We start from the raw sequence: 11,452 nt of genomic DNA on the forward strand, positions 1-11,452 counted from the left end.
CAGCTTGTAATATTCGTCGTTGCTAATCTTTTTCATGACGCAAGATTACGAACCAAACAGAAATCAGAAAATATGGGGTTTATCGGACGGATACTAACATTTAGCCCACTAGCCAAAAGCCCTCAAAAAAATCTCTGATTGATGCATTCATCTATTCAGGTCGCCGATAGTGATCGGGAGGTTAGTGGCTGTTGACTGACATCCGCAGGGTGAAGGGCTTGCTAGGTGGAATAGTAGGCTGGTTGGTGGATTTTAGGAAGCGGTTGTTTTGGTTTTTTGGTTGAATTTGGGAGTTTGGATATTCGCGAGCATAGCTTCGAAGATGAGTAGTGTCCAATTTATATGTTCTTAGATAGCTTTTTTACTAAAGCGTTTAATTCAAATTGCATATATGCTATGCAGTGAACATTTTCTCTTGAATCTATTCTATTTTGGCCTAAAAAAAAGCGACACTTCTCACAGTCTTTTTCTGGCTTGGCATAGAACTGTCCTTGAAGTTTTTTACTTTTCCATTCATTCTTTTCAAGCAGACAATCAGCAACATACTCGAAATTATAATTCCCAAATGACTTAATTGGTTTAACTTCGGCATAATTTTCTGAAAGTATTTCTCTGATTTTTTCTCTTTTGGGATTATGCAGCCAGTACTTATGACGAGTTCCTTCAACTAACTCTTTTATGAAGTTTTCATCATTGCCCAAATCCTTAAAATTCCTTCTTAAATAGTTTTTTATTCTTAATGCATTGAAAGCAATGAAAGGGAGATTCCTATCTCTTATCAATTGCATCTTTTGCCAAGAAACGTTATTAGTAACTATGATTTCAATGTATAGCTTTTTGCCTCCTGATTCAATTATTATATCTGGAATAAAATGTTTCTGATGTTTTTCGACCCAAACTTGGTCAATAGGAATACTTATTTCGTCGAAAATTTCATAATATTTGTCATTTAACAAGAGCTGAGGCGTGGTGAAATGACTTGCCTTAGCTATGACTTCCTTAGCCAATAGGTGTATTGCTGTTTCTGTACCGTAATTACAATCATCAGATTTATAATGAGCGAAGTGATGTTCTTTAAGCTCCCCTTTTCTAGCAATTAATTGTTTATTACAATTAGGGCAAATGCAATCACAAGCCAAACCACCTTCCACATCATCAATTGTGACTAATTCATTGTTTTTCAGGCCGAATTCTAGTTTATGCATATAATATTCTTAACAGCAAGCACAATTGAATGAATCTCCTAATAATAAAGTAGTCTTAAATATTTCTAAGCAACTCAACCTCCGGCATTTCATCATAAGTTTTACCATTGAGTTCTCTACCAGCTTTTTTCTTATTTTTTCCTCCCCACTGTTTGAAAAAGAAAGCGACATTAGCTTGCTGACATTGCTCTTGAATATCCAATACCCAGTCGGGATTCATTGGTCGAGGATTATGGCCACTCTCCCCTCCTACTATGACCCAATCGATTGCCTTGAGGTTGAGATTGGGAAGTGGACCTATTAAGGGTTCACAGGAAAGGAACTTTACCCGAGCACCACAAGCTCTCAAAAAATCGATCCTTTCAGTAACTCTTTCATCTTCTACAGAAACTCCCATCCAGATATTGTGGGGCCAGGTTAGCTGATCCGAAATCTCTGCCAATCGATCAGCTCTTTTGGTCAGGACTTGGAAAACATGTTGACCATTGTCCCTCATGACTTGGAATACTCGTTGAATAAATTCTAGCGGAACATCTTTGTGAAAAAGATCTGACATAGAATTGACAAAAACTACTTTGGATTTCTTCCAAGTATAAGGAATCCTTAAGGCATCCTCGTGAATTCTAACTTTTTTGAATCCATCTTTATACTTATCTACACCCATGGCCTTTAATCGCCTGGACATCACTTCTGCATAGCAAAATTTGCAACCCGCAGATATCTTGGTACAACCTGTCACAGGGTTCCAGGTCAGTTCAGTCCATTCAATTGATGTTTGTGCCATGTTTTGAGTTATTTTAGTTGGATTGATACTTTATTAGGATTTTCCGAAAATTCGGAATAATTAATGTAAAACGCTCCTTTTTTGATTTTTATTCTGCCAATTGGTGTCACAGAAATTCTGCTGCTCGAATATAGGGTTTTCAATACATCCACTGCATGTTTTGGTTTGAAGCCTAAATGTAGGATGGCCTTATATATCTCTCCGTTCGTTCTAGGCTCTTCTAAAAATTCCAATAAAAACGATTCGAGTTTATTATTAATTTTAATAGACGGATCACTGAATAATGGCAATGCTTCCGGTTGAACAATTGAATGGCCTCTTCCTTCTTCTGCATCAAGTTCCCACTTTGCTTCTAACATTTTATCGAAACCATAAATATGGCTTGTAAAAAAGAAGAGACAGAAATATTGATTTTTTTCGCGTGTAATTATAAAAGTATCGACAAAATGATCCTCACCAAGGTACTCCCTAAAAATTGATTTTAAATTTTCGATAAAGTCAATACCAGTATGGGAGTTTGGCCACATCCCTTTAGGGACTAAATCCTCTATAAAAGTTAAAAGAGCCTCGGGAGCTCCTTTTCTTTCAAACCTAAACATGAATTGAGTTGGTAAGAATAATAGAACTTCAGCCCTTTTAGTATCAAGAATAGATTTAATATGTGACGCTCTCACTTCTTTATATCCATAAGGATCAATAAAAACGAATGCTTTTTCATTTTTCAATCTTGAAATTTGCCTTATAACTTTTGGGATAGCTTCCGTATAGTTTATGTTTCTAAACCTAAGATCACCAAAGCTAGGGTAATGAAGTTTTTTTTCTTCTATAATTCTTTTAAGTTTTTCTGTTTTAGAAGTTTTGATATCGTTAAAAACACAGTCAACAGGTATAGTTTTCTGACCTTGATGCTGATTCCTATAAAAAACGTTTTTTATAGCTTTAAGGAAAATTATCGGACTTCCTTCACCTCCATTTTCATAAATTCCTTCACCACAAAAAAGGTCATAGAGATGGACTTTAGAGATATGAGGAGCTCTACTTAATATGTTTAGGTATTTTTGAATGTATGTATCAAGCAACCTTACTTTTATTTCAGAGTGATCATACATTGTAGTTTGTGAATCCTTCATATTCAAACATATTTTTATATTTTAAAACTATAGTAGATTTTGCTAAGAAAAAATACCCTGTTGGGGGTATTTTTAGGTTGGAAGGGGTTTAAAAAAAGGCTTAGATGCAATCTAAGCCTGGTGATTTACATCTGGCGGTATCTTGCTGTACTGATGGGGAAAGATGGATTTTTGTATGAAAAAACAGTCCTTATTTTCCTAAGATTCCTTTATTTCCTTATAGTTCACTTTCGTTGTGAAGGGATGTTTTTTAGTTCCAAATTTGGTCATGTTTCACTTAAACCATAGATCATATGGCAAGACAGACCAGTTTTATCAAGTTAGAAGGGACCATCGGGGATGTGACCTTCTACAAAGGGGCGAATGGTTCCTTTGCAAGACAAAAGGGCGGAGTCAGCAAAAACAAGATTATGAATGATCCGGCATTTCAACGGACCAGAGAAAATCTAGCTGAATTCGCCAGAGCAGCAGCAGCATCACAACTGCTCAAGGGTGCTTTTAGGGAGATTACCTTAAGGGCTAAAGACTTACGAACTCATAATAGGCTCTATGCCATGGCCATGAAGATCATCAAGTCTGATTTGGTGAATGGAAGGGGTTTGCGTCAATTCAGTCAGGGGGATATGTCACTGATGCTAGGTTTCCAATTCAACATCAATGCAGGATGGAGTACCACAGTCTATGCAAGATTTGATTTACAAAATGATGCAAGTGAGTTAACTGCCAACTTTCATGATTTTGTGCCTTCTATCAAGGTATCAAAGCCTACGGGTGCTACACATTTTAGATTCTTTTTCTCTGCTGCAGCGATCAATGCTGACGAGAATACATCAGAATCTACTTATGTAGCTAGTCCAGTGGTAGAGATCACGAATGAAGTTGTGTCGGGATTTAGTTTCAGTATTCCAAAGCTCAGTACTCCTGACACGACGAAAGTTTATGCGATGGGTATTGAATACTTGCAGGAGGTCAACGAAAACCTCTATGACCTGAACAACAAGATTCACAATTCATCCAGAATCATGCTTGTAGAATAGCTATGATACTGTATCTGGAACGTGAATATTGGCCATGTGGCACCAATGGTACGATTAAGATTGATGAATTCAAGCTCTGTCATACCATAGAATGGCCATGGAACCGTAATGAACCTGATTCCTGTATTCCGGAAGGGATATATCCTCTTCAAAAGCATTATGACGAGGAGCTTCAGCTTCATTTACTGTTGTTTGATGTACCAGGCAGGGGAAAAGTCAAGATCCTTCCATCTTGTAATCTTGAGCAAGAAAAACCTGGGAGTATAATTCCAGTTTCGAGACTTAGGGGCGAGGGTCAAGGATCCCAATCTAGGCTTGCCTTTGAGAAATTCAAGGAATTGGTATTCTCGGTCTTTGAGTCAAAAGAAGATGTGTTGCTAGAGATTAGAAGTAATCCAAGTAATGCATTGAATTTGGCAAAACTTGAGCAGAGATGGATGGTATAGTCTATCAGGCAATTATTGGAGGGGTGGTCTCACTCCTCCTCTCCATCATCGCCTACTTTCTTCATCTGCTGATACAGGATATCAGGTACATGAAACTAGAGCAGCATAAACTCGGGCACCTTTGCATTAAGCTTAGGTCTGAGCAGGAGTTTATCAGGAAATGGCTTAAAAAGGTCATTATCAAAGGGTCTGAGACTCTTAGAAAATCAACTTAAATAACAATTAACATCATTATCCGCGAGTAAGGCTAGTGATATACTTTCTTGGTATGGCGATGGGTGATTAAAGGTCGACGGGCGATGGAGTTGATCACTCAAGTTATGGAGAGGGAAAGATATACTTTGAAGAAAGCGGGTATGTAAAACCATTAAGCATCATGAATACTTTAGAAGCATTGAATAAAGGTTGGCAGTCGCCGAAACCTCCCCTATTTCAGAAAATCAGAAATATAGGGTTGATACTGGTCAGCATCGCAGGAGCTATTTTGGCTCTTCCTGATGTGATTCCAGAGATCATTGTAACAGCTGCCGGGTATGCCTTGGCAGTGGGATCTTCGTTGTCTGTGATAGCACAGGCTACTTCTGAGGAGAAGCCGGTGTTGCCAAAGTCGAGGAAGAAGGGTGTTGATAGCAAATCTTAGTTTTGCTTGACTCAAACCTGTGGAGACCTTCGAGGTTTTGAAAACCTCAAAGGTCGGGTGTAATTTGAGAAGGTCTTCCGGAGATGGGAAGGCCTTCTTTGGTTTATTGGGGGTTGGGATTAGTTAATAAGGGTTGGAAAATTGAGGCTCGCACAGATTACGCGGATTACGCGGATTTTTTAATTTAGATGGGGAGGATTGGGGGAATTAGTTCCCCGAGGGGTCGGGAGGGGGATTGAGGAATTGAGTTGGGTTCTTGCGACGGGCGCAACGAAATGTCGCAGCGGGCGCAACGGAGGGGTTGGGAGGAAAAGGTTAAAGGAAAAAGGGATACCACGCCTGTCTGCCGCCAGGCAGGAATTGCGCGAATTTCACGAAGGGGAGTATTAGGAGTTTGAGATGTTCAGGTTGCATTTAAAATGGATAAGGGAGTTTGGGGTGTTTTTTAATTTAGAGCGCTGAAGCGCTAGGATTGGCACGAAGGGCACGCGCAGAGGTACTTTGGTAATTTCCACGGAGGCTCGGAGGGGTGGAAGGGTAAAGAAAAAAGGGGAAAGTTTGAGGGAAAAAAGGAACTACGGATGTCTGCTGTTAGGCAGGAATTGGACGAATTAAGAGAAGCGGGAAAAGGTTGAAGGGGACTGATAAGTAATAAGTTGTGTTCTTAAAATTTGCATATTATACTTACAATGATTAGTTTAATGGTGGTTATTGGTGGTTTATTAGTGAAATAATTGTTGCTAATGGGGTACCTTTCTAGTTTTGGGGAAGGTTTTTTGTAATCAAAGGAGTGTTTTTAAGCTTTACAAACTCCTTTATATTTTGTATTTCTTTGACTTAAAACAAATAATGCCTCAGAGAGACAGGTGTTTTATTTATGCCAAGGATATCATGACAATTTCTGGACGTAGCAAGACATATGCATACGCGGTCCTGAAGAAGGTGAAGCTGTACTTTAATAAGCCTGAACATCAAATGGTGACCATTGAAGAATATGCTACTTTTCATGGAATTCCTATGGATTTGCTCAAAAAGTACTTGAAATAAATAAGGTGCAGTCTGAGACTGCACCCGTTTTTGGGCTCTAACAAACCCGCCGGATCTATATCCGGTATCTTACGAAACGCTGTCGTTTAAGAAAATAATTATTTAAGATGTCATCAGGGAAGCGCTCAAACTTCAATCCTGAACCGAATTCAAGGCTTTATTGAAATATTGTCTAGAGATCAATAAAGTCCTTTTTCTTCCAGGCAGACACGGACAATGCTGCCTGTGAATCTTCTACCAGTCTTGTTTTTAGAGCTGTTCAAATTGTTTTGAGCAGTTCTTAGAGGCTCTCGTTTTATGCGAAAGCTGTTGTTTTTGGTTTTCATGTTCATATGATTTATTGTTTCGGGAAATCTATCAATTCATATAAAACTTAAAAAATGAAATCGCTAAGTGAGCAAATTGAACGGTTGAATGAGGATATGGTAAGGACGAACATTTTATCGCCTAAGAATAATCTCTTGTTTTGGATGGTTTATTTTTTGATTGATTATGTCAGTTCTTTATTAATTGACCCTGATCAAGTTGAGCTATTTAGCTCCTTATTTAATTTTATTTTTGTTTTGATATTTTTCTATGGGACCTGTTTTGTGGTCATACCAAGGAGTATTCCTTTAAAGAATAAGCGGTATATTTTATTGAAATTTATTCTCTTGCTTGTAATCATCATCCAATTAAAATGGCTCTTAATGCCATCAGTAGTGGCAATGGAAATGCCCTACTTAAAGTTTTTTATGATTGAGCTTATTCGCTGTTTCCATTTTTCCATTTTAGCTGCCTTGGTGTGTTTTATTCTTATTTCCTTCAAAAAATTGAAGGAACAGTACAGTATACAATTGGCCGCAAGACAGGCTGAGTTGGCTCAGTATCAACTTATGATGAATCCTCATTTTATTGCAAATGGATTAAATGCTATTCAGTCGGATTTTATACTTGGGGATGCAAGGGCGAAGGATAATTTGGTGACATTTACTGAGATGTTGACATATTGCTTCACGAATAGTACTCAGAAGATTATCAAACTCTCGGAAGAATTGGCTTGTATAGAGAAATTCATTCAGTTTCAAAAGCATAGATACGGTAAAAAGCTGCATTTAAGCTACGAATTAAAGGATGAAGCGCAGTATTGCAGTGTATTAGAAATCCCCAAAATGACCTTATTGACATTGGTAGAGAATGTTTTTAAGCATGGTAGGGTCAATGATCAGAACTGTGCTCCAATCATTCAGATAAGTATACTGCCTGATGAAAAGTATATTACTGTGCTAGTAGCCATTAAAAATGCTGTAAATGAAAATAACAAAGCGGTGATATCCTCAAAATCTGGATTCCTGGCTGTATCTCATATTCTGAAGTCATATTTTGATGATCGGTATGATTTGAGCTATTTCTCTCAGGGCGACTTGTTCACACTAAACCTAATATTGAAATATGAGCGGTAAATTTAAAATAGGAATACTGGATGATGAACCAAAAGCATTGGCTTTGATGGCACATTATATCAAAGAAGAGGGGGATTTTGACGTTCTGTTTCAAGAGGATAGTCCATTGAAAGCGATGTCATTGGCATTAGAGAAAGAATTGGATCTTTTGATTACAGATATACATATGCCAAATACTAATGGAATTTGGGTGGCTCAGCAGATGATCTCGCATGATATAGCTGTAGCCATCACTTCTGGGGTTTGGGAGTCTGCACATATGTGTATTAATCTGGATATTGTGGGTTTTATTCACAAACCTATTTCTCAAAAGGGCATATCGGATATTTTAGAGAAGTATAAGCTTAAGTATGCGATTCAAAGTCATAAAGAAAAAATGCTTCAGGTGATGCCTGAGAAGATGTTTATAAAAAGTAATAACCCGTATATTATAGAATCATTGGATTTGAATCATGTCCTGTATTTCAAGGGTGCTAAAGATTATGCAGAGATTTATTTCTCTGCTTCATCAGGACAGAAAAAGCTGCTTTATCAAATCAGTCTACATGATATCACTAAGTCTATAGAAGACCCAATGGTTGTCAGGGTTCATAAATCATATGTGGTCAATGTAAGGAAAATCAGGAAGTGTATTTATGATAAAGCAATATTAGAGGACGGCATAGAAATCCCAATTGGACCATCATACAGGGCAGATTTATTTAAGCTTCTGGAGAGTAGGTGTCTATAGATAAAATAAAAAACAGTTCTCTCCTCCTCCCCTAGTAACATGAATCTATTGCAAAACATGTGGATATGGTTGAGCATGGTAAAAAGTGGGCCTTCTAGTCCATCAAAATGATGTTTATCTAGCGCTTCAATCAAATCTACAAAAAGTTGAGTGGCAGCAAATGATAGTTCCTCGTCATTTCTATGCTCTTGAAACTTTCTTTGAAGTGACTTTTTGCTATAGTTGTCATAGTTGGCATAAATACTTTTGTAGTAGGCTATATAGTTTTGGGCTGAGTGATCAATAAGAATTTTAGACCATATTAAACTTATTGTCAATACCCTATCCATTGATTTGATTTCATTTAAATTCGGGATATCACATAAGAATTGAGATTCTAGGTGGAAAATCGATTCTGATACAGTCATTCCTTTTTTACCATACTTATCATATTCTGGATTATAAGGTACTTTTTGAATAGCTTTGATTCCATCTACCATGATGATTTCTGCTATTAAATTTTTGATGATTTGATCATTCTCTGGTTTCCTTTTGGTTTGAAATCGAATTCTGATTTCAGTTTTGTTGGCATCATATACCAAGAAGTACCATTTCATCTTTTTGATTTCCCTGCAATAAGTTTTCAATATTTTGCTTAATGTCGGTTCAACTGTAATCGGATTCACAGTAATATGGATTGAAGTCCAGTTTTGGTTTTGGTTATATATCTTGTTGACAAAATGAACTTTGGGTTTATTTAAACTGCGTCCTGATTCGTGGCAGTAATGAAATTGTGGATTTGCAAGGTATCCTTTGGCTGTATGCATCATGGTATTGATCCATTCATAGATAAAAAATGTGCTTTTATTTTTCAACTCGTCTAATAATATCAATAAATCTGATGGCTTGTCTGTATCAATCAGCAACTCGGCATCTGATTCGCCAAACAAAAAGCTTTTGGGCAATCGGTGATGTTGGATGAACTGCCTTAATTGATCAGGATTTTTGATGCATATATCTTCAAAGAACCATTTTTGTGGCATCAATATGAGGTCATTCCAAATAATCCTGGGCGTTTTAGGCAGTTTGAGAAAGTGTATATTTTGATATAGGCAGCATTTTGGGAGATTCTCTTCAGAAAAATGCCAAAGGATTTTGGCCAGAGGGTGTGTCAACCTGGTGTAGGAAATTGGGGTATGAAATTGTGGAATGATTTGCAGTCCCTCTTTATTTACAAGCTTCAATCTGCCTTTATCGATACCGAGAAATAACTCACTTGGTTCTAAATCGGTATTTGTTCTTTTGCCAAGAGCATCAAGAATTATGAAAGGTATATTGGATTGGATTCCGGTGAAAATTCGATGGACATTTGTAGCTTCACAAATTAGGACTTCGGCTTTGAGTGCTATATCAGCCGTGGACTGGTAGGCTAGCCATTCGCAATTTGGTAAATGGTTGAACCTTCCGCTGAGCTTCCCCTTTTGATTGATCAGGAGGTTATCGATGACTATTCTTCCACTTTCAGAAATCTTGAATAAGTAATCACAGGATTCGATTTCATTGGGCTGTATGATGCCTGGGCCAAGATCAGTAATATCAATTTCAGTGGCTTCTTCTAAATTGAGTTCCAATAATTTCTGAATTAAGTGATTTTCCTTTTGGAGAGTTGATGCTTCTTGAATAGGATTATCAAAAATTTCCCATAGTTGGAAATGGGGGTGCAATAAGTGATCGAGTGGTACAAATCTGTCGTCAAAGGTGGATTGTAGTTTATGTGTTAGGTTATCCAATACCCTTGATCTATTCGGCTCCAAAAGGGTGGCTATCGCATGTGAAGCATGATCTAACTTGATCTTAATGCTTTTATCTAGAAAAAATTCACCTTGAATATAAGTATCTTCTGTATCATTATGATTTTCAGGTAGTGTTTTTTTACGCTGAGGTGGGTATTTTGGAATTAACATTCCTACGGAGATCAAATCATATATTATTTGACCAATATCTTCAATCTCTACATGTTTATGAATAGTTAGGATATGGGGGATTGTTATTGTTTTCAGTGATTTTAGGTAGTTGATCACTTTTTCTAATGCTGGGTGATATTCCACTTTTACCCAGTCCCATGCTCCATTTGTCCGATCATCAGATTGAGTGAAAGTATGGAAAATCCATGCATCCCCTTCATATGAAATGGTTTGGTTGACCTGGAAGCTGGAAACTCTTTCAGGGCCTAATTTTAAGAAACTTTCCCATCTTGGGTTTTTGGATGCTGCTTGGATATTGTAGGATTTATTGCAATCTATATGGGTATTGGGTGCCCAATTACCGACACCTATTCCTGACCATCCTGCGAATGGAACTGCTCTGTATTTACCTCTTTTTAGGTATTTGAGGACTTTAATTTTGAGTTTATCATTTAAGGTGTTGAAAGATTCATTACAAATTGCTTGATAGAGGATTGGAGAGCTGTACTTGATTTTGTTTTTTATTCGATTGAAGTTTTGCGCAACTAGGTCTAGGTCATCAATATCAAAATCTATTAAAGGAAGTCTGATGATAAAGTCCATGATTTTTTTGCGATGAAATAGTATTGATTTTCATGGAAAAGCAAAAAGAATCGACAAGTGAGCAAATAGAGGGGTCGAAGGTGGGGTTTGGGGGGGATATTGGGGGAATGGGGGATTTAGTTATTGGGGATTAGTTCCCCGAGGGGTCGGGAGGGGGATTGAGGGATTGGGTTGGAAGGAAATGGAGTGAAATATGCTTTGCGATATAAAGTAGATATTTGCCTTCGGCGATATATGGAGAGTTGGTTAGAATTCGAAGTTCATCTGTAAAATATCGAATTACGAAGGGGAAAGCATTTGTTTAATTGCCCCGAAGTGTCGGGGCTTATTAACTGTTTAGGGGGTTTGAGGGAAAAGGAAAAAGGTTAAAGGGGGTAGAGATTGATATATGCTTTGCGATATAAAGTAGATATTTGCCTTCGGCGATATATGGAGAGTTGGTCAG

Annotated in this window: 12 protein-coding genes; 7 read left to right on the forward strand and 5 right to left on the reverse strand. The window is 37.5% G+C overall.

What is annotated here, in order from left to right; translation table 11 throughout:
• Nucleotides 1-338: 338 nt before the first annotated feature.
• From BW935_RS17660 to tcmP, 3 genes are read right to left on the reverse strand one after another with little or no spacing between them, the layout of a single operon-like run.
• Nucleotides 339-1,205: a competence protein CoiA family protein gene (locus tag BW935_RS17660; RefSeq protein ID WP_076503110.1), complete on the reverse strand. Its 867-nt coding sequence runs from the start codon at nucleotides 1,203-1,205 to the stop codon at nucleotides 339-341.
• Nucleotides 1,206-1,260: 55 nt separating this feature from the next.
• Nucleotides 1,261-1,989, reverse strand: coding sequence for a DUF5131 family protein (locus BW935_RS17665; RefSeq protein ID WP_076503111.1), 729 nt, complete (start codon nucleotides 1,987-1,989; stop codon nucleotides 1,261-1,263).
• 8 nt (nucleotides 1,990-1,997) lie between these two features.
• A complete protein-coding gene (tcmP, locus tag BW935_RS17670) occupies nucleotides 1,998-3,119 on the reverse strand; it encodes a three-Cys-motif partner protein TcmP (protein WP_076503112.1) in 1,122 nt (373 codons plus the stop codon).
• 293 nt (nucleotides 3,120-3,412) lie between these two features.
• Here tcmP and BW935_RS17675 point away from each other — a divergent pair, with 293 nt between their 5' ends.
• From BW935_RS17675 to BW935_RS17700, 5 genes are all read left to right on the forward strand, one after another.
• Nucleotides 3,413-4,156 carry a hypothetical protein gene (locus BW935_RS17675; RefSeq protein ID WP_076503113.1) on the forward strand — a complete coding sequence of 248 codons (744 nt, stop codon included), beginning with the start codon at nucleotides 3,413-3,415 and terminating at the stop codon, nucleotides 4,154-4,156.
• Between the two features lie 2 nt (nucleotides 4,157-4,158).
• Entirely contained in the window at nucleotides 4,159-4,602 is a 444-nt protein-coding gene (locus BW935_RS17680) for a DUF5675 family protein (protein ID WP_076503114.1), read from the forward strand.
• Entirely contained in the window at nucleotides 4,590-4,817 is a 228-nt protein-coding gene (locus BW935_RS17685) for a hypothetical protein (RefSeq protein ID WP_076503115.1), read from the forward strand. Before BW935_RS17680 ends, BW935_RS17685 begins: the two co-directional genes overlap by 13 nt.
• A gap of 161 nt (nucleotides 4,818-4,978) precedes the next feature.
• On the forward strand, nucleotides 4,979-5,242 hold the full coding sequence (locus BW935_RS17690) for a hypothetical protein (RefSeq protein WP_076503116.1): 264 nt from the start codon (nucleotides 4,979-4,981) through the stop codon (nucleotides 5,240-5,242).
• Nucleotides 5,243-6,091: 849 nt separating this feature from the next.
• Nucleotides 6,092-6,289 carry a hypothetical protein gene (locus BW935_RS17700; protein WP_076503118.1) on the forward strand — a complete coding sequence of 66 codons (198 nt, stop codon included), beginning with the start codon at nucleotides 6,092-6,094 and terminating at the stop codon, nucleotides 6,287-6,289.
• A 179-nt stretch (nucleotides 6,290-6,468) separates the two neighbouring features.
• On the opposite strand, the gene BW935_RS18595 is transcribed toward BW935_RS17700, so the two are convergent.
• A complete protein-coding gene (locus tag BW935_RS18595) occupies nucleotides 6,469-6,621 on the reverse strand; it encodes a hypothetical protein (protein WP_217695385.1) in 153 nt (50 codons plus the stop codon).
• Between the two features lie 357 nt (nucleotides 6,622-6,978).
• Between BW935_RS18595 and BW935_RS17705 the strand changes: the two genes are divergently transcribed.
• Both BW935_RS17705 and BW935_RS17710 read left to right on the forward strand, forming a co-directional pair.
• A complete protein-coding gene (locus BW935_RS17705; RefSeq protein WP_175606696.1) occupies nucleotides 6,979-7,731 on the forward strand; it encodes a histidine kinase in 753 nt (250 codons plus the stop codon).
• Entirely contained in the window at nucleotides 7,721-8,461 is a 741-nt protein-coding gene (locus BW935_RS17710; protein ID WP_076503120.1) for a LytR/AlgR family response regulator transcription factor, read from the forward strand. The genes BW935_RS17705 and BW935_RS17710 overlap by 11 nt, the downstream gene beginning before the upstream one ends.
• On the opposite strand, the gene BW935_RS17715 is transcribed toward BW935_RS17710, so the two are convergent.
• A complete protein-coding gene (locus tag BW935_RS17715) occupies nucleotides 8,365-11,007 on the reverse strand; it encodes a thiopeptide-type bacteriocin biosynthesis protein (RefSeq protein ID WP_076503121.1) in 2,643 nt (880 codons plus the stop codon). The two genes, BW935_RS17710 and BW935_RS17715, sit on opposite strands and share 97 nt — an antisense overlap.
• Nucleotides 11,008-11,452 lie beyond the last annotated feature (445 nt).

It is taken from the genome of Belliella pelovolcani (assembly GCF_900156785.1).
In the GTDB taxonomy this organism is placed as follows: domain Bacteria; phylum Bacteroidota; class Bacteroidia; order Cytophagales; family Cyclobacteriaceae; genus Belliella; species Belliella pelovolcani.

Bases quoted from the DNA above. Each gene is read 5' to 3' on its own strand.
- BW935_RS17660 (WP_076503110.1), bottom strand. From the start codon at position 1,205: ATGCATAAACTAGAATTCGGCCTGAAAAACAATGAATTAGTCACAATT.
- BW935_RS17665 (WP_076503111.1), bottom strand. From the start codon at position 1,989: ATGGCACAAACATCAATTGAATGGACTGAACTGACCTGGAACCCTGTG.
- tcmP (WP_076503112.1), bottom strand. From the start codon at position 3,119: ATGAAGGATTCACAAACTACAATGTATGATCACTCTGAAATAAAAGTA.
- BW935_RS17675 (WP_076503113.1), top strand. From the start codon at position 3,413: ATGGCAAGACAGACCAGTTTTATCAAGTTAGAAGGGACCATCGGGGAT.
- BW935_RS17680 (WP_076503114.1), top strand. From the start codon at position 4,159: ATGATACTGTATCTGGAACGTGAATATTGGCCATGTGGCACCAATGGT.
- BW935_RS17685 (WP_076503115.1), top strand. From the start codon at position 4,590: ATGGATGGTATAGTCTATCAGGCAATTATTGGAGGGGTGGTCTCACTC.
- BW935_RS17690 (WP_076503116.1), top strand. From the start codon at position 4,979: ATGAATACTTTAGAAGCATTGAATAAAGGTTGGCAGTCGCCGAAACCT.
- BW935_RS17700 (WP_076503118.1), top strand. From the start codon at position 6,092: ATGCCTCAGAGAGACAGGTGTTTTATTTATGCCAAGGATATCATGACA.
- BW935_RS18595 (WP_217695385.1), bottom strand. From the start codon at position 6,621: ATGAACATGAAAACCAAAAACAACAGCTTTCGCATAAAACGAGAGCCT.
- BW935_RS17705 (WP_175606696.1), top strand. From the start codon at position 6,979: ATGCCATCAGTAGTGGCAATGGAAATGCCCTACTTAAAGTTTTTTATG.
- BW935_RS17710 (WP_076503120.1), top strand. From the start codon at position 7,721: ATGAGCGGTAAATTTAAAATAGGAATACTGGATGATGAACCAAAAGCA.
- BW935_RS17715 (WP_076503121.1), bottom strand. From the start codon at position 11,007: ATGGACTTTATCATCAGACTTCCTTTAATAGATTTTGATATTGATGAC.